Annotated in this window: 18 protein-coding genes; 11 read left to right on the forward strand and 7 right to left on the reverse strand. The window is 62.2% G+C overall.

What is annotated here, in order from left to right:
• Positions 1–3: 3 nt before the first annotated feature.
• A complete protein-coding gene (locus tag ATY77_RS15980) occupies positions 4–948 on the reverse strand; it encodes a diacylglycerol kinase family protein (RefSeq protein ID WP_088674527.1) in 945 nt (314 codons plus the stop codon).
• A gap of 300 nt (positions 949–1,248) precedes the next feature.
• Between ATY77_RS15980 and ATY77_RS15985 the strand changes: the two genes are divergently transcribed.
• The gene (locus ATY77_RS15985; RefSeq protein ID WP_088688071.1) at positions 1,249–2,484 is read left to right on the forward strand and encodes an MFS transporter; all 1,236 of its coding nucleotides are present in this window, start codon (positions 1,249–1,251) and stop codon (positions 2,482–2,484) included.
• A 253-nt stretch (positions 2,485–2,737) separates the two neighbouring features.
• The gene (gene mgtE, locus ATY77_RS15990; protein ID WP_088688072.1) at positions 2,738–4,111 is read left to right on the forward strand and encodes a magnesium transporter; all 1,374 of its coding nucleotides are present in this window, start codon (positions 2,738–2,740) and stop codon (positions 4,109–4,111) included.
• A gap of 164 nt (positions 4,112–4,275) precedes the next feature.
• Here the strand turns inward: mgtE and ATY77_RS15995 are convergent, their stop codons facing one another.
• The gene (locus tag ATY77_RS15995) at positions 4,276–4,797 is read right to left on the reverse strand and encodes an Lrp/AsnC family transcriptional regulator (protein ID WP_190237640.1); all 522 of its coding nucleotides are present in this window, start codon (positions 4,795–4,797) and stop codon (positions 4,276–4,278) included.
• Positions 4,798–4,894: 97 nt separating this feature from the next.
• On the opposite strand from ATY77_RS15995, the gene ATY77_RS16000 reads away from it, so the two are divergent.
• Complete coding sequence (locus ATY77_RS16000) at positions 4,895–5,800, forward strand: DMT family transporter (RefSeq protein ID WP_088688073.1); 906 nt, start codon at positions 4,895–4,897, stop codon at positions 5,798–5,800.
• A gap of 79 nt (positions 5,801–5,879) precedes the next feature.
• Here the strand turns inward: ATY77_RS16000 and ATY77_RS16005 are convergent, their stop codons facing one another.
• Positions 5,880–6,494, reverse strand: coding sequence for a L,D-transpeptidase (locus tag ATY77_RS16005; RefSeq protein WP_088688074.1), 615 nt, complete (start codon positions 6,492–6,494; stop codon positions 5,880–5,882).
• A gap of 135 nt (positions 6,495–6,629) precedes the next feature.
• Positions 6,630–8,294, reverse strand: a complete 1,665-nt coding sequence (locus ATY77_RS16010; RefSeq protein WP_088688075.1) for an electron transfer flavoprotein-ubiquinone oxidoreductase — start codon at positions 8,292–8,294, stop codon at positions 6,630–6,632.
• A 247-nt stretch (positions 8,295–8,541) separates the two neighbouring features.
• On the opposite strand from ATY77_RS16010, the gene ATY77_RS16015 reads away from it, so the two are divergent.
• Positions 8,542–9,330, forward strand: coding sequence for an SDR family oxidoreductase (locus ATY77_RS16015; RefSeq protein WP_088688076.1), 789 nt, complete (start codon positions 8,542–8,544; stop codon positions 9,328–9,330).
• 8 nt (positions 9,331–9,338) lie between these two features.
• Here the strand turns inward: ATY77_RS16015 and ATY77_RS16020 are convergent, their stop codons facing one another.
• Positions 9,339–10,217, reverse strand: coding sequence for an aminoglycoside phosphotransferase family protein (locus ATY77_RS16020; RefSeq protein WP_088688077.1), 879 nt, complete (start codon positions 10,215–10,217; stop codon positions 9,339–9,341).
• 277 nt (positions 10,218–10,494) lie between these two features.
• Here ATY77_RS16020 and ATY77_RS16025 point away from each other — a divergent pair, with 277 nt between their 5' ends.
• The 6 genes from ATY77_RS16025 (at position 10,495) to ATY77_RS32880 (ending at position 17,882) form a co-directional block, all read left to right on the forward strand.
• Positions 10,495–11,784, forward strand: coding sequence for an efflux RND transporter periplasmic adaptor subunit (locus ATY77_RS16025; protein ID WP_088688078.1), 1,290 nt, complete (start codon positions 10,495–10,497; stop codon positions 11,782–11,784).
• Positions 11,781–14,897: an efflux RND transporter permease subunit gene (locus ATY77_RS16030; RefSeq protein ID WP_088688079.1), complete on the forward strand. Its 3,117-nt coding sequence runs from the start codon at positions 11,781–11,783 to the stop codon at positions 14,895–14,897. Before ATY77_RS16025 ends, ATY77_RS16030 begins: the two co-directional genes overlap by 4 nt.
• A gap of 221 nt (positions 14,898–15,118) precedes the next feature.
• Positions 15,119–16,411: an Hsp70 family protein gene (locus ATY77_RS16035; RefSeq protein WP_088688080.1), complete on the forward strand. Its 1,293-nt coding sequence runs from the start codon at positions 15,119–15,121 to the stop codon at positions 16,409–16,411.
• 68 nt (positions 16,412–16,479) lie between these two features.
• Positions 16,480–17,373, forward strand: a complete 894-nt coding sequence (locus ATY77_RS16040; protein ID WP_088688081.1) for a uracil-DNA glycosylase — start codon at positions 16,480–16,482, stop codon at positions 17,371–17,373.
• 132 nt (positions 17,374–17,505) lie between these two features.
• Entirely contained in the window at positions 17,506–17,697 is a 192-nt protein-coding gene (locus tag ATY77_RS16045) for a hypothetical protein (protein ID WP_088674515.1), read from the forward strand.
• A 44-nt stretch (positions 17,698–17,741) separates the two neighbouring features.
• Positions 17,742–17,882 (forward strand): hypothetical protein, encoded by a 141-nt coding sequence (locus ATY77_RS32880; protein WP_190237641.1) that lies wholly within the window; start codon positions 17,742–17,744, stop codon positions 17,880–17,882.
• 31 nt (positions 17,883–17,913) lie between these two features.
• Here the strand turns inward: ATY77_RS32880 and ATY77_RS16050 are convergent, their stop codons facing one another.
• Positions 17,914–18,813: a hypothetical protein gene (locus tag ATY77_RS16050; RefSeq protein WP_088688082.1), complete on the reverse strand. Its 900-nt coding sequence runs from the start codon at positions 18,811–18,813 to the stop codon at positions 17,914–17,916.
• 247 nt (positions 18,814–19,060) lie between these two features.
• Positions 19,061–19,999 carry a DMT family transporter gene (locus ATY77_RS16055; RefSeq protein WP_088688083.1) on the reverse strand — a complete coding sequence of 313 codons (939 nt, stop codon included), beginning with the start codon at positions 19,997–19,999 and terminating at the stop codon, positions 19,061–19,063.
• Positions 20,000–20,330: 331 nt separating this feature from the next.
• On the opposite strand from ATY77_RS16055, the gene ATY77_RS33385 reads away from it, so the two are divergent.
• Positions 20,331–21,437, forward strand: a complete 1,107-nt coding sequence (locus tag ATY77_RS33385) for a methyl-accepting chemotaxis protein (protein WP_088688084.1) — start codon at positions 20,331–20,333, stop codon at positions 21,435–21,437.
• Positions 21,438–21,584 lie beyond the last annotated feature (147 nt).

A 21,584-nucleotide genomic window follows, 5' to 3' on the forward strand; every position in this document is an offset into this window, starting at 1 on the left:
AGCTCACGCAGCGGGCTCACGGCGTTCGCCTTCCTCCACCTGGGCTGCGAGCCCCTGCTTGACGAGGACCTTCAGCTCGCCCGGATGCAGCCGGATCGAAACATCGCGTTGGAGCGGCAATAATTCGCCGTCCATGACGCAATTGGCCTTGCGGCGTAGTTTCGGGAAATGCAAGTGTACCTCGGCCGGATGCATCACCATGACATCGGCATTCTCGCGCACCTTGCCGCGCAGCATGTCGATCGCGAGGCGGGCGACGCCGAGCGGCTTCAGCGGGTTTGCCGTATAAAAGCCGAGTTCGCCGCTTGTGAGATTATCGGCATAGAGCAGCGCATTTTCGCCGAAGGGATTGTTGGAAACGGAGATTGCCGAGACCCAGCGGCGCTCCCGCATGCCGGCCGCCTCGAACTCCACCTCGAACTCAGGCGGATTGAAGATCACGCCGAGAGCGGCCTTGGTGCTTGCCCGTATCTTGCCGAGCCGCGAGCGGTAGCTGTAGGCGTTGCGGTAGCGCACCATGCGGGCATGCAGGCCGGCCGAAAACTGATGAATGAAGGGCCGGCCGTTGGCGCTGGCGATATCGACATTATCGACCTCCCCGGACGCCAATACGTCGAGCGCCTGCCAGATATCGAGCGGTACGCGTAACGAGCGGGCGAAAAGGTTCATGGTGCCGGCCGGCACGACGCCGAGCGCGATGCCGTTTTTCCAGGCGATCGACGCCGCCGCCGAAATCGTCCCGTCGCCGCCGCCGGCGACGATGCCGTCGATATCGTCGCGCTTGGCCGCCCGTTCCATCGCGGGAATGATTTCCTTGCCCGAAAAGACAATGGCATCGAAATCATGCCCGGCATCGCGAAAGGCCGCCTCCGCCCTCTTTTCGTAGGCCGCCATGTCGGTTGTCCTGAAGGTGCCGCCGTCGCGATTGAAAAAGCCTACAAGCTTCATACGGGCTCCCGTCCCTGGCGCGGAACTGCTCCTGCCTTTGCCTCTGAGATGGTTGCGGCATTGGAGATTTCAAGCACAGCCGCTTTTCCGCAAGAATAGCAGAAATGCAAATATTGCAACGGACATATGCACATAGCAGGACGCTGCACTGCGAAAAATGCACTCGACGCCCGCCCGTATATCATGGATAGATCAGATATCGGAGAGATCGTCTCCCCTTCCCGCCATGTATCACGATCGCCTCGCGGCCGCGCTTGCGCCTGGGGCCATTGCCAAGCAGAACCGTCCCGAGGAGCTCTCATGAGTGAGATCGCCATCTATGATTCCATCGGAACCCAGCCGGAGGACGAGCTGCCGTCGGCAACGTCCGTAGCCTTGGCTCAACTGGCGCTCGCCTGCGGCGGCTTCGGCATCGGCACCGGCGAATTCGCGATCATGGGACTGCTGCCCAATGTCGCCGAGACTTTCTCCGTCACGACGCCACAGGCCGGCTACGTCATCAGCGCCTATGCGCTCGGCGTCGTCGTCGGGGCGCCCGTCATTGCCGTGCTCGCCGCGAAGATGGCGCGCCGTACGCTGCTTTTGACGCTGATGCTGGTCTTTGCCATCGGCAATATATTAAGCGCCGTGGCGCCGACCTTCGAATCCTTCACGTTTCTGCGCTTCGTCACCGGCCTGCCGCACGGCGCCTATTTCGGCGTCGCCGCCCTCGTCGCCGCCTCGACGGTGCCGGTTTATCGGCGGGCACGCGCCGTCGGACGCGTTATGCTCGGGCTCACCGTCGCGACGCTTCTCGGCACGCCGCTGACGACGTTTTTCGGCCAGTCGCTCGACTGGCAGGTGGCGTTTTGGTCGGTCGGCATCGTCGGCCTGCTGACGGTGGCATTGATCTGGATTTACGTTCCGAAGGACAGGGTTTCCGAAGAAGCGAGCTTCCTGCGCGAACTCGGCGCCTTCCGCCGGCCGCAGGTGTGGCTGACGCTCGGCATTGCCGCCGTCGGCTATGGCGGCATGTTCGCGATGTTCAGCTATATCGCCTCGACGACGACCGAAGTCGCGATGCTGCCGGAAAGCGCGGTTGCGATCATGCTGGTGCTTTTCGGCGTCGGCATGAATGCAGGCAATTTCATCGGCTCGTGGCTTGCCGACAAGTCGCTGCTCGGCACGATCGGCGGCTCGCTTGTCTACAATATCGTCGTGCTGACCACCTTCTCGCTGACCGCCGCCAATCCCTATATGCTCGGCCTCTCGGTCTTCCTGGTGGGCTGCGGTTTTGCCGCCGGCCCGGCGCTGCAGACGCGGCTGATGGATGTCGCCGCCGATGCGCAGACGCTTGCGGCCGCCTCCAACCATTCCGCCTTCAACATCGCCAACGCGATCGGCGCCTGGCTCGGCGGCCTCGTCATTGCCTGGGGCTACGGTTTTGCCGCAACCGGTTATGTCGGCGCGGCGCTGTCCTTCCTTGGGCTCTTCGTTTTTGCAGCCTCGGCGCGCCTGGAGCGACGCGGTCGCAGCCGGCAGGGCGCCTCAGCCTGATAATGCGGTCCGCCCGGGGTGCGACATTCTGGCGTTAAGCGTTTACCCCGCTTGACTTATTCCGCGTTCGGGACCACCTAGCATGACACGTGGATGACACTCGTCGTCCACGGATTTCAACGGAGCCATCACTCAGATGCCAAGCGACAGTAGCAGTCGATTGCCTTTGCCGTACGCGGCCCTCGTGCGCTGACCGACTCCTGTCGGCTCGCTCGTCGGACGCTACGGCGGATCGACGGAAAGGCGAGCCTCAATGAACATCAATCGCTTCCCACTCCGGGCAGGCCATGCCGCCCGTGCCTTTATCAACAACAGCCGCGGCGCAACGATCGCAGAACGCGTCGAAGCCTTGAACGCGCTCACCGTGCAGGATGCCGGACGCGTGCTATCAGGCATGCCGCTCGATTATGCCGTCAACATCCTCGACCGGCCGGAGCTTCGCAACGCCGCCGAGATCCTCGCACTGCTGAGTGCAGAGGATGCCGCACGGCTGCTGCACGGCATGTCCAACGACCGTGTCGCCGACGTGCTGCTCGAACTCGACGGCGAGACCCGCGCCCGGCTGTTTGCCAGCCTGGACGAGCCGGTTCGCATCGCGATCCAGCACCTGATGGGCTATCCGCCGCGCACGGCCGGCGGCATCATGACGACGGAATTCGTCAGCGTGCCGGGCAGCTGGACCGTCGCCCAGACGCTCGACCATGTGCGCCAGGTCGAACGCTCGCGCGAGACCGTCTATGCCATCTATGTGCTCGACGAGGTCAGCCATGCGCTGATGCATGTGGTGACGCTGCGCCGCCTTATCACTGGGGAACCCAACGCCTCCATCCTGACGGTGGCTCAGAAGGGCGCGCCCGTTTCGGCCGATCCCTTGATGAAGCAGGAGGATGTCGCCCGGCTGATCCGCAAGCACGACCTGCTCGCTTTGCCAGTGACCGACGAACATGGCCAGATGCTCGGCATCGTCACCGTCGACGACGTGATCGATACGATGATCGCCGATACGACGGAAGCGGCCCAGAAATTCGGCGGCATGGAAGCGCTCGGCCAGCCCTATATGAAGATCAGCTTCGCCGGCATGATCCGCAAGCGCGCCGGCTGGCTCGCCGCGCTCTTCCTCGGCGAGATGCTGACGGCAAGCGCCATGCAGCATTTCGAAGGCGAGCTGGAAAAGGCGGTCGTGCTGACGCTGTTCATCCCGTTGATCATGAGCTCGGGCGGCAATTCCGGTTCGCAGGCGACGTCGCTGATCATCCGGGCCCTGGCGCTCGGCGAACTGAAGCTTTCGGACTGGTGGAAGGTGCTCTTCCGCGAGTTGCCGACTGGCATCGTGCTCGGCGCGATCCTCGGCCTCGTCGGCTTCGTCCGTATCGTCTTCTGGCAGACGGCAGGGCTCTACGATTACGGCCCGCACTGGCAGATGGTCGCCATCACGGTGTTTGCCGCCCTGATCGGGATCGTCACCTTCGGCTCGATCTGCGGCTCGATGCTGCCCTTCCTGCTGCAGAAGCTGCGCCTCGATCCGGCCAGCGCCTCGGCCCCCTTCGTTGCCACCCTGGTCGACGTCACCGGGCTCGTCATCTACTTCTCGGTGGCGCTGCTCATCCTCAGCGGGACGCTGCTATAGCACCCAAGACCCCTCCCCAACCCCTCCCCACAAGAGGGAGGGGCTTAAACCGCCGCACCCGCATCCCAAATATTGACCCTTGATGGAAAGCGAGACGGTGCCCCAGATGAGTCCCTCCCCCTTGTGGGGAGGGATTTTTATTAGCGAGAAAAACTATTGGGAACTTACCTTCCCTCGGGCAGCTTCAACGGCCCATGGGTCTTGATGCTGCGGATGGCGAAGTTCGAGCGGATGTCGCTGACATTGGGCAGGGTCAGCAGCGTCTCGGTGAGAAGCCGCTCATAGGCGGCGAGATCCTCCACCACCACTTCGGCGAGGAAATCGGCCGTGCCCGAGATCAGGAAGCAGGAGACGATCTCGGGGATGGCCAGCAGCGCCTTCTGCTGGGCCTCCGAATTCTCGCGGCTGTGGTGGACGACCTTGAACTCAACAAAGACAGTCAGTCCGAGGCCGACTTCCTTGCGATCGATATCGGCTGTGTATCCGCGGATAATGCCGGTTCGCTCGAGATTGCGGATGCGGCGCAGGCAGGGCGACGGCGAAAGGTTTACCTTCTCGGCGATCTCGACATTGGTGGCCCGGGCATCTTCCTGCAGGCACTTCAGGATGGCGATATCGAATTTATCGAGATTTGGCATTTTCATAATATCCATCGGCGTCATTTGGCAGAAGATTGCGTATAGCATGATTTTCTAGCCACAGATAGCAAGGACATGCCCCAGCATCTAGCGCTAATCTTCACTTCAGCCGGACAGGATCCGGACGGAGGAAAGGATTAGGACGATGAGCACGATCGCATTTTCAAACGACAAATCGCCTTCGCAGTCCCTCGGTTATGCCGCCGGCACCATTACTGTGCTGATCTGGGCGAGCTGGTTTCTGGCGACCCGCCACAGCGCCGCGACCTCGCTCGGCCCAATCGATATCGGCCTCATCCGCTTCGGCATTCCGGCACTCGCGCTTTCGCCCGTCTGGCTTCGGATCGGCCTGCTGCCAAAGGGCCTGCCGCTTCATCTTCTGGCGATCATGGTCGCCGGCTGCGGCGCGATCTTCTTCCTGGTAACGACGCTTGCCATTCACTCCACACCGGCCGCCTCTTCGGGCATCCTGCTCGGCGGCTCGATGCCGCTTGCCACGGCGTTGATCGGCATTCTGCTGTTTCGGGAGCGGCCCGATGTCACGCGCATCGCCGGGCTGCTGGCGATCGTCGGCGGTGTTCTCGTCCTGCTCGCCCGCAGCCTGGCCGATGCCTCGCTGCCCTGGACGAGCTTCGTCCTGCTGCCCGCCGGCGCCGTGCTTTGGGCAAGCTATACCCATGCCTTCCGCCGCTCGGGCCTGACAGCCATTCAGGCGAGTGCGCTGATTGCCGCCTGGTCCTTCCTGATCATGGCCGTGCTCGCCCTCGTCTTCGGCATCTCGCTGCCGCAAGCCCCGCTTTCGGAAATTGGCCTGCAGGTGCTGAGCCAGGGCATTCTTTCCGGTCTCGTCGCCATGGTCGCCTACGGCACGGCCGTCCGCACCCTCGGCGGCACGCAGGCCGCCGCCTTTACCGCGCTGACGCCGGTGCTGGCCACGCTCGGCGGCGGCTTCCTGCTCGGTGAAACGACTGGCACCGCCGAAATCAGCGCCGCCGTGATCACTGGCATCGGCGTGGCGCTCTCGACCGGGATTGCCGCACGCCGTCACTGACGCGCCATCGCCAGCCACCAGGCCAAAAGCCGCCGGCAGCCATCGCTGCGGCGGCTTTTTCAATGAGGCCGCTTACCGCTCAAGCCTGGATGACGACTACCCTGGCGCCGACATCCACGCGGCTATAGAGGTCGATCACGTCGTGGTTCATCATGCGGATACAGCCGCTCGACATGGCCAAACCGATCGATTCCGGCTGGTTCGTGCCATGAATACGGAAATGCGTATCGTTGCCGCCGCGATAAAGATACATCGCCCGTGCACCGAGCGGATTGTTCGGGCCGCCCGGCATGCCACCGGCAAGCCTGCGGTAGCGCTCTTCGCGGCGCTGCATATTTTCGGTGGGAGTCCAGCTCGGCCATTCCGCCTTGCGCCCGACATAGGCACCACCGGCAAATGCCAGCCCCTCGCGACCGACACCCACGCCGTAGCGCATCGCCCGGCCGTTCCCAAGCACATAATAGGCGCGACGCGCCGGCGTATCGACGACGATCGTGCCTGCCGCATGCGCGGTGTCGTAGGAGACTTCTTGACGGCGAAGCTCAGGCTTGATCTTGTCGATCGGCACCTGCTTCAGCGGAAACTTTTCATCGGGAAGCGCTGCGTAATTCGTCTGACTGTTCAGGCCGGTCGAAGAGCAGCCAGCCACAACAAGAGGCAGAGCAATCAGAAAGCCCCGGCGGGAGATCGTCATGAATGTGTCCTTAGTGCGTCAATAAGATGTCGCAACCTAAGGAATTTATGGTTAACGAATGGCTAAGACCGGCCACCAACAGCCGATCACGAAGGCGTCAGCACGTGAAATTGTCGGCCGCGATGCTGATCCGCCTTACATATTCGGATAGACCGGCCCCTCGCCGCCCTGCGGCGGCACCCAGTTGATGTTCTGGTTGGGGTCTTTGATGTCGCAGGTCTTGCAGTGGACGCAGTTCTGGGCGTTGATGACGAAGAGCTTGTCGCCGTCCTTCTCCACCCATTCATAGACGCCGGCCGGACAGTAGCGCGTCGACGGGCCGGCATAGATGCCAAGTTCGGAGGCCTTCTGCAGGCTCATGTCCTTGACCTGAAGATGCACCGGCTGGTCCTCCTCGTGATTGGTGTTCGACAGGAACACCGAGGACAGGCGGTCGAAGGTCAGGACGCCATCCGGTTTCGGATAGGCGATCGGCTTGTGCTGGGAGGCCGGCTCCAGGCTTTCCGCATCGGTCTTGCCGTGCTTCAGCGTCCCGAAGAGCGACAGGCCGAAGAGCTGGTTCGTCCACATGTCGAGACCGCCGAGCGCCACGCCGATCGCCGTGCCGAACCTCGACCACAGCGGCTTGACGTTCCTGACGCGCTTCAGATCCTTGCCGATGTCGGTCGCCCGCCATTCCCTCTCGATCTCGACCACCTCGTCATGGCTGCGGCCGGCCGCGATGGCAGCCGCCAGCTTCTCGGCCGCCAGCATGCCCGACAGTACCGCATTGTGGCTGCCCTTGATGCGCGGCACGTTGACGAGACCGGCCGAACAGCCGATCAGCGCGCCGCCGGGGAAGGTCAGCTTCGGCACCGACTGATAGCCGCCCTCGGTGATGGCGCGCGCGCCATAGGAAAGCCGCTTGCCGCCCTCGAAGGTGCCTCGAATGGCAGGATGGGTCTTAAAGCGCTGGAATTCCTCGAAGGGATAGAGATAGGGGTTCTTGTAATTGAGGTGGACGACGAAGCCGACCGCCACCAGATTGTCTTCGAGGTGATAGAGGAAGGAGCCGCCGCCGGTCTTCATCCCCAATGGCCAGCCGAAGGAGTGCTGCACCAGGCCCTGTTTGTGGTTCTCCGGCTTGACCTGCCAGAGTTCCTTGATGCCGATGCCGAACTTCTGCGGCTCGCGATCCTTCTGCAGGTCGAACTTGGCGATCAGCTGCTTGGCGAGCGAGCCGCGCACGCCTTCGCCGATCAGCGTATATTTGCCGCGCAGCTCCATGCCGCGGGTATAGTTCGGTCCCGGCTCGCCGTTCTTCTCGATGCCCATGTCGCCGGTGGCGACACCGATCACCGCACCCTTGTCGTCGTAGAGCACTTCGGCGGCGGCAAAGCCCGGATAGATCTCGACGCCGAGTTCCTCCGCCTTCGTCGCCAGCCAGCGACAGACGAGCCCAAGCGAGACGATGTAATTGCCATGGTTGTTCATCAACGGCGGCATCATGACATTCGGCAGGCGGATCGAGCCGGCGGGCCCGAGTAACAGGAACTGGTCGTCGGTCACTTCGGTCTTGAAGGGATGATCGGCATCCTCGCGCCAGCCGGGCAGCAGCCGGTCGATGCCGATCGGATCGACCACCGCGCCGGAGAGGATATGGGCGCCGACCTCGGCCCCCTTCTCCAGGACGACGACCGAAAGCTCCGGATTGACCTGCTTCAGCCGGATCGCCGCCGAAAGACCGGCCGGGCCGGCGCCGACGATCACCACGTCGAATTCCATGCTCTCGCGTTCGGGCAGATCTGTCATCTCGCTCATCCATTCGTCTCCGCTTGGCCGCAGGCGGCCGTCATCCCTCATGGGCACTTCTTGTCAAAACGAAATTGGATTGTCGAGCCGAGATACGACAGCCGATCCTCCAATTCCCCCAATGATCTTCATCCCCAAAGCAGGATTATATAACGTTTACGTTAACGTCAATTATCAAACGGTTGCAAGCCGGCCTGGCTCCCTTTCCTTTTCCGTCGCTTGCGCATACATCGCTCGTAGATATCGGAGCAAAGTCATGGATCTCGGCATCAACAGCAAACGCGCGCTCGTTCTCGCCTCCTCACGCGGTCTCGGCCTCGGCATTGCCACGGCCCTGGCGCGGGAAGGAGCGAACGTGCTGCTCTCAGGGCGCAGCGGCGAACAGCTGGAGGCCAATTGCAAGACGATCAATGCCGAAGGCAAGGGCAAGGCCGACTGGATCTGGGCCGATCTCGGTGATGAAGGCTTCGTGCAGACGGCAACGACGGCGGTGAAGGAGAAGTTCGGCGGGCTCGATATTCTCGTCAACAATACCGGCGGCCCGGCACCCGGCACGACCGAGGACATGACGGCCGAAAAGCTCGAAACCTATTTCCTCTCGATGGTCGCCCGCGTGATCACGCTCACCAATGCGCTGCTGCCCGGCATGAAGGCGCAGGGCTGGGGCCGCATCCTGACGGTCGCCTCCTCAGGCGTGATCGAACCGATCCCCAATCTGGCGCTGTCCAATACGCTGCGCCCGGCGCTCGCCGGCTGGAGCAAGACGCTTGCCTCCGAAGTGGCAGGTTTCGGCATCACCACCAACCTGCTGCTGCCGGGCAGCATCCTGACGAGGCGGCTCGACGATCTCGACGGCGCCGCCGCCAAGCGGACGGGCAAGAGCCTGGAGGAAATCCGCACCGACAAGGAGGCGCGCATCCCGGTCGGCCGCTACGGCAAGGTCGAGGAATTTGCCGCCACGGCCGCCTTCCTGTGCAGCCAGCCGGCAAGTTACATCACCGGCTCGCTCATCCGCTGCGATGGCGGCGCGGCGCGATCCGTCTGAAGGCGCTTTCAGCCGAGGCGGGAGGCGGCGGCCCATGCCGCCACGCTCCGGGTCATCTGTTCGACATTCAGAGGATCGTCTGCCAGTTCCGCGAGTTCGGAAAGCCGATGGAAGCCTGTGAGGATCGCGATGCGCCGCCGGTCGAGTTTGCGTCCGGTCAGCCCCTCATAGGCCGAGACGATGCGCGAGGTCAGATCGGGCGAGATGAAATTCGAATAGATGAACTCCTGGTGCAGCGGGCCGAAACCGGAATCGGCGAAATCGTAGATCCCATTGAGCCTGCCCTGCGCATAGTCGAAGGCCATGTTCCAGCCGTGACCGTCGAAGAAGCCGTAGACATTGCCGTAAGGATCCGGCGGCAAGGCTTCGAAGTCCGCAACAACGGCCTGCGCGAAGTTCTGGATGTCAGGCGCAAGCAGCGGCAGGGCCTTGGTTCGCACCGCCTCCGGCGATTTCCATGGCTGTATCGCACCGGCGCCAGCCGATCGCAGCCGATCGGCATCGAGCTCGTGCAGCTCGGCATAAAAACGCGCGAGGTCATCCGCGAGATGCTGACGATTGCCTTCGCCGAGCGCATCATAATCCTCGGCGATGAGATGTTCGCCCTCGAGCTTCGCATGGCTGGAGAAGATCGGCGGCCCGTCATGAATGCGCATATCGGGAACTGCCATCGATAGCGACGGCCTGATGATGTCGAGTACGGCAGCTTCCTTCACCAGCGCTCTTTCAGCGCCGAGATGGCGGGGAAACTTGAAGATCAGTGTGTCGTCCACATCGACCGCCATCGAATCCCAGCTCTTTGCCGTCAGCCGGAAGACCGCGCCGGTGAGATGAGGAAACACGCTTGTTATGAGAGAGCGAAATTCGCTGGCGTCCAACTCAGCCATGACGACCCTACCTTCTCTTTTACCGCCTCTTGCCAAGCAATCGACGGGCTGTGGATCGACGCCGTCTTTCTTGCGAAATCACCCGTCGAACCGCACGCGGTTACACTGCTCCTATATTAGTATAGTTTGAATATTACGGAATATTCATTACAAAAATTTAAGCCCTTATAACCACTTAGTGATCGCGACCGGGCAATTATGTCTTTTTTGCGCCGCAATATAAGCGGCTCAATCAGGGCATAAATTTTCGCAACCTTGCCCAAGACCGGTCTCGCCCATGAAGAAATTTTGGATCACCGTCAGCGTTGTCGCTGTTGCCACCGTCGGCCTCTGGCAATTCGGCAATTTTATTCCCTATGCCGCCCAGGTGCCATACCTCTCGAAGCTGATCAAACAGCCGGCGGGCAGTACCGGCGGAGAGCAGGCACAGGCCGATCAGGGAGTGGACGGCGGGCAACATCAGGGCGGCGGCCGCCGGCGCGGTGGCGGCGGCCCGACGGTCGTCAAAACGGTCGCAGCGGTGAAAACGGCGCTGCCGACCGATGTGACGGCGTCCGGATGGGCCGATGCCGACGACAACACGACCATCGCGGCGCAGGAGCAGGGCCTGATCGTCAGCATCAACGGCCAGGATGGGGCGACCGTCAAAGCCGGCGACCTGATCGCCAAGCTGGACGACCGGACGGCCAAGGCCGCCGTCGACAAGGACAATGCGATGATCGTGCGCGACACCGCGACCCTTTCCGAGTCCGAAACGGCGCTGGTGCGGGCGCAGGACCTATTCGACCAGAAGGCCGGCACCCAGCAGAGCCTCGATCAGGCGAGAGCCGCCCGCGACACCGCCGCGGCCACGGTCGATGCGGACAAGGCGACGCTTGCCTCGGATCAGATCATTCTCGAAAATACCGACATTCGCGCGCCCTTCGACGGCCGGCTCGGCGACATCGCCATCAGCAAGGGGGCTTTCGTCAATGCCGGCTCGGCAATCGTCACCATCGCGAAATACGATCCGATCTACGTGAAATTCCACCTGCAGGAACGCTATCTGCGCGAGCTGAAGAACGCGCTCGCAGCCGGCCCGGTCGAGGTCAGCACGGTTCCCTCCTCCAGCAAGGGGCAGGTCCGCAAGGGCGAGATCAGCTTCTACGACAACACGGTCGACACCGCCTCCGGCACGATCCTCGCCAAGGCGAAATTCGAGAATGCCTCCGGCGCGCTCTGGCCCGGCCAGTCGGTCAACATCGTCGTGCATTTCGACAATGCCGAACAGCAGGTGGTCGTGCCGACGGTTGCCGTCAGCCCCGGCCCGGACGGTTTCTTCGCCTTCGTCGCCAAGGACGGCAAATCGCATCTGACCCCCGTCACCATCGCCCGGGCCAATGGCGGCTTTACCGCGATAGAATCGGGCCTTTCGGAAGGCGACCATGTGGTCGTCGAGGGTCAGGGCCAGCTCAGCGACCAGCAGGCGATCAAGGAGCAGTTCGACGACAAGACGCTCGATGTCGCTTCCGCCGATGAGCCCCGGCAGCAACCGTCCCAGACGATCGTGGTGGGAGGTCAGCCATGATCCCCAATTTCTGCATTCAGCGCCCCGTCGCGACGACGCTGCTTGCCATCGGCGTCATTCTGGCCGGCCTTGCCGGTTATCAGCTCGTGCCGGTCGCAGCCTTGCCGCAGGTCGATTTTCCCACCATCAACGTTTCGGCGCAGCTGAGCGGCGCTTCGCCTCAGACCATGGCGACCTCGGTCGCCACGCCGCTGATCAAGCAGTTCGAGACTATCCCCGGGATCAGCGAAATCAGCGCGTCTAGCTCGCTCGGCAGCACCAGCATCGTGCTGCAGTTCGACCTCAACCGCGATATCGACGCGGCGGCGGCCGACGTGCAGGCCGCGATCTCGCATGCGACCCGGCAGCTGCCCGACAACCTGACGACGCCGCCGAGCTACCGCAAGACCAACCCGGCCGATGCGCCGGTCATGCTGCTCTCCGTGCAGAGCAACACCATGCCGCGCAGCAAGCTCGACGAAATCGCCGAAGACATCATCTCGCCGTCGCTTTCCACGCTTCCCGGCGTCGCTCAGGTCAGCGTCTACGGCGCGCAGACCTATGCCGTGCGCGTCGAGGTCGATCCGAACAAGCTTTTGACCCGCGGCATCGGCATAGACACCGTCAACAAGGCGCTGGCTGCGGCCAACAGCCAGCAGCCTGTGGGAACGCTGCAGAACAATTCGCAGAGCATGACCATCACCGCGAACACCCAGCGCACCAATGCCGACCAGTTCCGCTCGCTTGTTATCGCCAATCCGAACGGCGCGCCGATCCATCTCGGCGATGTCGCCGATGTGCAGGACAGCGTCGAGAACCAATATACCGGCAGCTGGTATGACGGCCAGCGCGGCATTATCCTCGCCATCCAGCGCCAGCCGGACGCCAACACGGTCGATGTCGTCGATGCGATCAACGCCAAGCTGCCGCAGCTTCATGCCGAAATCCCGTCATCGGTCACAACTGTCGTCATGAACGATGCCGCAAAGCCGATCCGCGCGGCTATCGCAGACGTGAAGTTCACGCTGCTGCTGACGATCGGCCTCGTCGTCCTCGTCATCTACCTCTTCACCGGCCATGCGACCGCAACGATCATTCCGGGCCTTGCCGTTCCGCTGTCGCTGATCGCGACCTTCGGCATGATGTATGTGCTCGGCTACAGTATCGACAACATCTCCCTGCTCGGGCTGACGCTCGCGGTGGGTCTAGTGGTCGACGACGCGATCGTCATGCTGGAAAACATCCTGCGCCATGTCGAGGAAGGCATGCCGGTGCGGGAGGCGGCGATCAAGGGGGCCGGCGAAGTCAGCTACACCATCATTTCCATGTCGGTTTCGCTGATCGCAGTCTTCATCCCGATCCTTCTGATGGGCGGCGTCGTCGGCCGCGTCTTCAACGAGTTCGGCATGGTAGTCGCCATCGCCATCATCTCCTCGGCGATCGTTTCGCTGACCGTGACGCCGATGCTCGGCTCGCGCCTCTCCAACAATCACAGCCGCCCGCCGCTTCTCATCCGTCTCTTCGACGCCGGCTTCGAGCGGACGCTCAACGGCTATGACAGGGCGGTCGGCTGGTGCCTTCGCCATCGCGGCACGATCCTCGGCGTGTTCATCGGCTCGGTGGCGCTGACGATCTATTTCTTCATGACGCTGCCGACGAGCTTCTTCCCGCAGGAGGATATCGGCCGCCTGACGATCAGCACTCAGGCCCGGCAGGATATTTCCTATTCCGCCATGGAGGCGCTGCAGAAACAGGCGGCGGCAGCCGTGAAGGCGAACCCGGCCGTCAACCACGTGATGTCGACGATCGGTGGCAACCCGAACAAGCCGCAGAACAACGGCTCGATGTTCGTCGAGCTCAAGGACAAGAAGGAGCGCCCGCCGCTCGATCAGACGTTGCGCGAACTGCGCACGGCAATCAACAAGATCCCGGGCATACAGGCCTTCGTGACACCGAACCAGAGCCTGCGCTTCGGCGGCCGCCAGACTGCCAGCCAGTATCAGCTGGTCATCCAGGCGCTGAGCGCCGACCAGACCAACCTCTGGGCCGGCAAGGTCCAGGCGGCGATGCGCAAGGAGCGGCTGTTCACCGACGTCACCTCGGATGCCCAGAACAACGCCTTGCAGGCCAATATTGTCATCGATACCGAGCGGGCGGCCGCCTACGGGATCGACAACGACACGCTGCGCACGACGCTGCAGGAATCCTTCAGCGGATATGCGGCTGCGGAAATCCAGTCGACCGGCGACAGCTACGATGTCATCGTCGAATACGACACGAGCACGCCCTGGGACGACCAGAAGCTGTCGGAGATCCGCGTTGCCTCGTCCAACGGCAGCCTAGTGCCGCTTTCGAACTTCGCGCATGTCCAGCGCACCACCGGCCCGGTCACCATCAACCAGACCGGCCAGCTCGTCTCGACCACCGTTTCCTTCAACCTGCCGGAGGGCGTCTCGCTCAGCGACGCGACGGCGGCGATCGACCAGATCAAGAAAGACATCGGCATGCCGACCGACGTCTTCACCTCCTATGGCGGCACGGCGGAGATCTTCCAGCAGTCGCAGGGCAATACACCCTATCTGATCCTGGCGGCGGTGCTGACCATCTATGTCGTGCTCGGCGTGCTCTATGAAAGCTTCATCCACCCGTTGACCATTCTTTCCGGCCTGCCGGCGGCGGCCTTCGGTGCGCTGCTGGCCTTGAAGATCATGGGCTTCGACCTGTCGATCATCGCCCTGATCGGGCTGCTGATGCTGATCGGCATCGTCAAGAAGAACGCGATCATGATGATCGACGTGGCGGTGGAGACCATGCGCACCACGGGAGAGAAGGCGACGGCGGCAATCCACGAGGCCTGCGTGCGGCGCTTCCGGCCGATCATGATGACGACCTTCTGCGCCCTGCTCGGCGCCCTGCCGATCGCACTCGGCACCGGCGCAAGCTCGGAGCTGCGGCAGCCGCTCGGCATCGCCGTCGTCGGCGGCCTGATCGTCTCGCAGATGCTGACGCTGTTCATCACCCCAGTCATCTTCGTCGAGATGGACCGCTTCGGAAACCTCCTCGGCCGCCTGATGGGCGGAAAAAAGGTGGAGGAACCGGTGGTACGGGAGGCAAGGGCAATGGCTGCCGAATGATGACGGCCCTCTGAGTTCGGCATCAGCCATCAGCCCTTGCGGCGCACTTCTTTTCCCTGCCCGGGAGAAGAAGTGCGCCAGCGACCACCTCCGCTTTCGATCCTCTTGAATATGTCACGCCTCTGTGGCATCACCCGCCCTCCTTGATCCGGGCGCTGACACGCCCTTTCGCGGAGCAACGCTCCGTCTCCAATAACAATCGGCATGAAAGAGGTGCGGGCATGGCTCAGGCGCTGGGTTTGGACTTCGGCACGACCAATACGGTTCTCGCCATGGCGGATGGCGGAGCAACGCGCTCGATGGCGTTCACCAGCACGGCGGGAACGGCCGACAGCATGCGCACGGCGCTTTCCTTCATGAAGGATGCCCAGCTCGGCGCGTCGGCGCTGAAGGTGGAGGCAGGCCATGCGGCGATCCGCCAGTTCATCGACAATCCCGGCGAATGCCGGTTTTTGCAGTCGATCAAGACCTTTGCGGCGAGCGCGCTGTTCCAGGGAACGCTGATCTTCGCCAAACGGCATAACTTCGAGGACCTGATGGAGGTCTTCGTGCGGCGCCTGCGCAACTATGCCGGCGACAGCTGGCCCTCCGACGTCAGCCGCATCGTCACCGGCCGGCCGGTGCATTTCGCCGGCGCCAATCCCGATCCCGTGCTTGCGACCGAACGCTACAACGAGGCGCTGGCGCGTTTCGGCTTTCCCGAAATCCACTATGTCTACGAGCCGGTCGCCGCCGCCTTCTACTTCGCGCAGAACCTGAAGCAGGATGCGACCGTGCTGGTCGCCGATTTCGGCGGCGGCACGACCGACTATTCGCTGATCCGCTTCGAGACCATCGCCGGCAGGCTGACGGCAACACCGATCGGCCATTCCGGCGTCGGCGTCGCCGGCGATCATTTCGACTACAGGATGATCGACAACATCGTCGCGCCGCAGATCGGCAAGGGCAGCCATTTCAAAAGCTTCGACAAGATCCTTGAAGTCCCGTCCAACTATTATTCCAGCTTCGGCCGCTGGAACCAGCTGTCGATCTTCAAGACCACACGCGAATTCGAGGATCTGAAGAAGCTGGTGCGCACCAGCCTGGAGCCGGAAAAGCTCGAAATCTTCATCGACCTGATCGACCACGACGAGGGCTATCCGCTCTATCAGGCGGTCTCGGCGACGAAGATGGCGCTCTCGGCCTATGAAGAAGCGCCTTTCGATTTCGCGCCGCTCGGGCGTGGCGGACATCGCAGCATCCGGCGCAGCGACTTCGAGGGCTGGATCGCCGAGGATCTTGCCCGTATCGAAGGCGCGCTCGACGAGGTGCTCGACAAGACCGAGACGAAGGCGTCGGAGATCGACAAGGTGTTCCTGACCGGCGGCACGTCCTTCGTGCCGGCCGTGCGCCGCATCTTCACCGAGCGCTTCGAACGCGACCGGATCGAAAGCGGCGGCGAGCTGCTGTCGATCGCCCATGGCCTGGCGCTGATCGGCGAACGCGACGACATCGCGCAATGGACTGTGCAATAGAACAGGCAGGAGCGGGCAATCTGTCGCCCGCCCTTTCAATGCCGATTTCTCTCCGCTAGACTTGCCGCATGATCTCCGCCAACGACCTTTCCCCCGCCGAGCTTGCAGCGCTTCTGCATTTCCATGCGGATGCAGGCGTGGAGTGGCTGCTGGAGGAAGAGGCGATCGACCGCTTCGCCGAATTCGAGGCGATGAAGGCCGCCCGCCGCCCGGCGGCGCAGGCGCAGCAACAGCACCCGGTCGCTGGAGAACGCCCCTCTCCCCGGGAGCGCCAGGCAACGCCGCGTCCGAGCGCAGCGGCACGTCCGGCACCGGCCTCCGGCCCGCAACCTGCAATACCGGATGGCGAGGCGGTGCAGCAGGCGCGCTTCGTGGCCGAAAGCGCGCGCTCGCTCAGCGAACTCAAGACCGCACTCGAAGGCTTCAACGGCTGCAATCTCAAACATAGCGCCCGCTCGACCATCTTTGCCGACGGCGACGCCGAAAGCGGCATCATGGTTATCGGCTCGGCACCGAGCGCCGAAGACGATCGCGAAGGCGCGCCCTTCTCCGGAAAATCCGGCCAGCTGTTCGACAAGATGCTGGCGGCGATCGGGCTGAACCGCTCGAGCGTTCTCCTGACGCAGGTTATCCCCTGGCGTCCGCCGGGCAACCGCGCAGCCTCGGCTGCCGAAATGGACATTTGCCGCCCCTTCATCGAACGGCAGATCGCGCTCGCCGAACCCCAGGTCATCCTGCTGCTCGGCAATTTTTCGGCGCGCTTCTTCTTCGGCGAAAACGATACTATTCACGGGCTCCGCGGCCGCTGGAAGGAAATCGCGGTCGCCGACCGCGTCACTCCCGCGATCGCCAGCCTGCATCCTCAGGATCTGTTAACCGCACCCGTCAACAAGCGGCTCGCTTGGAACGACCTGCTGGCTTTTCAGGCAAAGCTTAAGTCCCTCTCTCTGCTTAGAAATTAGCCTAAATTGAACAATTTGTGAATCTATCCATGCGTTTTTCGCATGGCTGCATCGCGCCATGATGCATTGCGGAATCTATGTTGCGTTGCAATATAGGCCTGTGTCTTGGGAGGAATCACAGGAACCAAGGCCATGAACAAGAGATTTCGTCCTATCCATTGCGGGTTTGAAACCCTTCGCCTAGCCAGCGATCCAGTTCGCTCCACTCAGGGCTACAGCCGTCTCGGCTTTGCCACGAACGAACAGATGATTGCCCGCGGCACCGGCATCAACAGCCGCACGGCGCGCCCGACCGCCATTTTCTCCGACTTCCAGCAATATTGAGCGGCAGGCGCTTCTGCCTGCCTTTTACCTGTAAGAGTAACAAGATGACGATTCTGATATCGCTCCTGCGCAACATCGAGACCTTCGAACATATTCGCGTCGCGGTCTGTGCGGCGCGGGAATACGAGCGCGAGCTTTCGGTCGAGCCGGCCGATGCCGGCAGCGTCGCGGCCATCGTTCTCTGATCAGAAGCCATCCCATCGATCCGGGCTTCCTCTAAGTCCTCGCATCGTGCTTTCCTGATATCGATTCCGGTTTTCCGATCGATGCGGTAGCCCACTCGAAAGCTTCGTCGACATAGGCGAATTTGACCGCCTGCCAGCTGCGATATTGCTCGACGAAATCCCGCGATACCCAAAGATGCGTCTTGCGTGTTTCGTCTTGCCAGCCGAGGCAGCCGCGCTGCGCGGCCTTTGCCAACAAGCGCTGCAGATGGGTGCGCGACATCATGAAATCGGCGGCGAGCGCGCGGGTTTCGACGCGGCCGACCGGGAACCTGTCGGGCTCGGCGTTTTCGATATCCATCCGGGCCATGAGGTGGTCGACGACGAGGCCGCCGGCCTCCGTCCAGAGGAACAGCGCCACCTGCTCCGGCGGTTCGCGCCAGGCGGCATCTTCCAGGCAATGGCGGGCGATACGCGGCTGGATGAGCTTCATCAGGGATGGATTTGCCTGGAAAACGGCGGCCCTTTCACCGCCATCGAGCAGGTCGAGCGCAGCGAGATTGGAGTGGATCCAGGCAAACATCGCCTGGCAACTGACTTCGGCCGGTTCGAAATGACGCGGCCGCCGCCGCTCGTCGCCAGGCGTGTGGGTGATGAAGCGGTAGGTATGGAGCTCTTCGATGAAGGCAAGCACCGTGTTGCGGCTTGCCACCTTGTGTGTGGTGATGCGCCCGGTCAGGCGCACGGCGGTCAAGCCCGACGTCGGATCGCTCGGATCATATTCCAGATTGAGGGCAAAGGCGGTCTGGGTCAGAAGCCAGCGCTGCTGGGAAGCGAGCAACCGCGCCAGCCGCGGACCGGCATCGAACATGCCGCGCAACTGCCCAGCCAAAAAGCGGATGCTCATCAGAAAGGAAGGATTCCTTACCAATTGCTCCGCCGTGAACGCCATTATGCTTCTCTCCACCGCCGCTCGCAGGCCAGCGTTCGGAGCAATGAAACCGAAAGCTTCTCCGGCATCAGCGGCCATTCAGACATGCGCAGCTTCGAATAAATGATATTCGCTCATCTTCAACAATCATATTCTGCGCCGAGCGATATCACAAGAATTCGCCACCGTTTTCGCTCTGTACGCGCAAATTTCAAACAACCACAATCTCTACGTTAAATACCTTCGATATCATAAGCTTACACACCGATCAGGCCTGCGGCGTCGAGGCCTTGCGGGCCTCTCGCTGCTCGATGCCCAGCTGGTGCTCGCGGTAGATGATGAAGATGCCGGCGGCGACGATGATGGCTGTTCCGATCAGCATGGTGACGCTCGGGACGTCGCCGAAGACGAAATAGGCGACGATACTGCCGAGCAGGATCGAGGTGTATTCGAACGGCGCAACCGTGGAGACATCGGCATGGCGATAGCTTTCCGTCAGCAGGATCTGCGCGACGCCGCCGCAAAAGCCGGCGGCGATCAGATAGAGCGCCGACGGCCATGGCAGGACGAGCCAGCCGAAAGGCAGGGAGGCCAGCGAAAAAACCGATGCGGTGAGCGAGAAATAAAGCACGATCGTCGCCGTCTTTTCCTCTTCGACGAGGCGGCGCACCTGGATCATCGCCATGCCGCCGAGAACGGCCGAAAGCAGTACCGCGAGCGCGCCGATGGCCTGTTCGGCCTCCATGCCGCCATCACGAAACAGCGTGAGTTTCGGCCAGGAGACGATGGCGACGCCGACGATGCCGATCAGAACGGCGCTCCAGCGATAGACGCGCACGGTCTCGCCGAGGAAAACCGCAGCGAAGATGACGGCGACGAGCGGCAAGGCGTAACCGAGCGCGATCGCTTCCGGCAGCGGCAGATGCAGGAGACCGTAAAAGCCGAAAGCCATCGACAGGATGCCGATCGTGCCCCGCTTCAGATGGCCGATGGGATTGGCGGTATAAAAGGCGGCGCGCAGCTGCCCGATATAGGCAAGATAGGCCATGATGGGAAAAAGCGCGAAAAAGGACCTGCAGAAGGTGACCTGCCCCGGCGGGATGTCCGAGCCGGCCAGCTTGATGAAGGTCTGCATGGCCAGGAAGACCACGACCGACGAGACTTTCAGCGCAATGCCTCTCATCGGGTTTTTGAGAACCGAGTGCATGATCCTGGCTCTTGATGCTGACTTGAACAGAATGGGGAGACGCGTTCGACTCGGGAACGCTGCGGAACGCCTTCCATCGTAACGAAAGAAAATCCTAATGGGCGAAAAAACCGCAGGCAGTGAGGGAGAATCGTAAAATCGCCTCCCGCCGCAAGCCCGGCCGCGCCTATGGCGCTGAAATTCTCTCCCTTGGGCTATTTCCCCCTAAAATGTTCAGCACTCGGCGCGCCTCGTTAACCAATTGAAAACCATAGCCAAGCATCGTTTTCCCACGCTTATCTAGAAATTTTCTTCACCGCCAAACGATTGCCCGACCGTCCAGGATCATCTGATGAAGCCGCTCAGCGCAGAAACCATTGCCCAGTCGCAGAACGCGACGCCGCGCTCCATGCGCATCGTCACCGACGGCATCAGCATCGATCTCGAGCGGTTCAGCGCCGACAACACCCATATCGTCAAGCAGATCAAACTGCTGGCGATCAACGCGCTGATCGAAGCGGCAAGAGCCGGCGAGACCGGAAAGGGATTCGCGGTCGTTGCCAATGAGGTGCAGCGGCTGGCGCAGATCGCCACCGACATCACCGGCAGGTTCGAGAGCAACGTGCTCGGCCGCATCGGCCTCAGTCGCGCCATGGCCGATTCGCTGGTCGAGGAGATGGAGGGCGTTCGCCTCACCGATCTTGCTCAGACGCTGGTGCAGCTCATCGTCCGCAATCTCTTCGAGCGCACCGCCGACGTACGCTGGTGGGCGACGGATCCGGCGCTCTGGCATGCGCTGCAGGAGCCCGGCCGAGACACAGTCGCGTTTGCGGCGGAGCGGCTCGGCGCCATCAACCGCTTCTATACCGTCTATCTCGATCTCGTGATGACCGACCTCTCGGGCAAGGTCATCGCATCCGCAAATCCCGATTTCCAGCGCAAGATCGCCGGCACGAGCCTTGCCGGCGATCCGTGGTTCCGCGCCGCTTCGGCCTGCGCCTCCGGCGACGCCTATATCGTCGACGAGGTCAAGGCGAGCCCGCTGCATAACAACAGGCATGCGCTCGTCTATGCCACAGGCATCCGCGAAGGCGGCAAACTGAACGGAAAGCTGATCGGCACGCTTGGCGTCTATTTCGACTGGCAGAACCAGGGCCAGGCGATCGTCGAGAAGGAGGCGAACCTGCCGCCGCAGCTGGCGGAAAAGACGACGGTCATGCTGCTCGACGGCAAGAGCAGGGTCATCGCCACCACCAATCCCGCCCTGCTCTTTTCCCATTTTGCGCTCGCCAATCCCTCCGGCCAGGCAAAAGGCAGCTACTATGACAATAACGGCTCCATCGTCGCCTTCGCGCGCACCCTCGGCTACGAGGATTATGACGGGCTCGGCTGGTACGGCGTGGTCGTGCAACGGACGGACAGCGACACGGAGATCAAGGCGGCCCTCAATCTGAAATAGCGGCCCTTTTTCGGGCCGTTGCCTTCATCAGTTCGAAATAAGATATTTTGCCCGCGAACTTCGTGTTCGCGGGCAATTTGCTTTAACTTTAGTTCAGACTTTAATGTAATCATGCCCGGCAATTTATGGCAGAGTGCGCCCGCCTCT

The organism is Rhizobium sp. R634 (genome assembly GCF_002211305.1).
GTDB lineage: Bacteria > Pseudomonadota > Alphaproteobacteria > Rhizobiales > Rhizobiaceae > Rhizobium.

Bases quoted from the DNA above. Each gene is read 5' to 3' on its own strand.
- ATY77_RS16010 (WP_088688075.1), bottom strand. From the start codon at position 8,294: ATGAGCGAGATGACAGATCTGCCCGAACGCGAGAGCATGGAATTCGAC.
- ATY77_RS16045 (WP_088674515.1), top strand. From the start codon at position 17,506: ATGAACAAGAGATTTCGTCCTATCCATTGCGGGTTTGAAACCCTTCGC.
- ATY77_RS15985 (WP_088688071.1), top strand. From the start codon at position 1,249: ATGAGTGAGATCGCCATCTATGATTCCATCGGAACCCAGCCGGAGGAC.
- ATY77_RS16005 (WP_088688074.1), bottom strand. From the start codon at position 6,494: ATGACGATCTCCCGCCGGGGCTTTCTGATTGCTCTGCCTCTTGTTGTG.
- ATY77_RS16035 (WP_088688080.1), top strand. From the start codon at position 15,119: ATGGCTCAGGCGCTGGGTTTGGACTTCGGCACGACCAATACGGTTCTC.
- ATY77_RS16030 (WP_088688079.1), top strand. From the start codon at position 11,781: ATGATCCCCAATTTCTGCATTCAGCGCCCCGTCGCGACGACGCTGCTT.
- ATY77_RS32880 (WP_190237641.1), top strand. From the start codon at position 17,742: ATGACGATTCTGATATCGCTCCTGCGCAACATCGAGACCTTCGAACAT.
- ATY77_RS16055 (WP_088688083.1), bottom strand. From the start codon at position 19,999: ATGCACTCGGTTCTCAAAAACCCGATGAGAGGCATTGCGCTGAAAGTC.
- ATY77_RS16025 (WP_088688078.1), top strand. From the start codon at position 10,495: ATGAAGAAATTTTGGATCACCGTCAGCGTTGTCGCTGTTGCCACCGTC.
- ATY77_RS15995 (WP_190237640.1), bottom strand. From the start codon at position 4,797: ATGCTATACGCAATCTTCTGCCAAATGACGCCGATGGATATTATGAAA.
- ATY77_RS16040 (WP_088688081.1), top strand. From the start codon at position 16,480: ATGATCTCCGCCAACGACCTTTCCCCCGCCGAGCTTGCAGCGCTTCTG.
- ATY77_RS15980 (WP_088674527.1), bottom strand. From the start codon at position 948: ATGAAGCTTGTAGGCTTTTTCAATCGCGACGGCGGCACCTTCAGGACA.
- ATY77_RS16015 (WP_088688076.1), top strand. From the start codon at position 8,542: ATGGATCTCGGCATCAACAGCAAACGCGCGCTCGTTCTCGCCTCCTCA.
- ATY77_RS33385 (WP_088688084.1), top strand. From the start codon at position 20,331: ATGAAGCCGCTCAGCGCAGAAACCATTGCCCAGTCGCAGAACGCGACG.
- ATY77_RS16050 (WP_088688082.1), bottom strand. From the start codon at position 18,813: ATGGCGTTCACGGCGGAGCAATTGGTAAGGAATCCTTCCTTTCTGATG.
- ATY77_RS16000 (WP_088688073.1), top strand. From the start codon at position 4,895: ATGAGCACGATCGCATTTTCAAACGACAAATCGCCTTCGCAGTCCCTC.
- ATY77_RS16020 (WP_088688077.1), bottom strand. From the start codon at position 10,217: ATGGCTGAGTTGGACGCCAGCGAATTTCGCTCTCTCATAACAAGCGTG.
- mgtE (WP_088688072.1), top strand. From the start codon at position 2,738: ATGAACATCAATCGCTTCCCACTCCGGGCAGGCCATGCCGCCCGTGCC.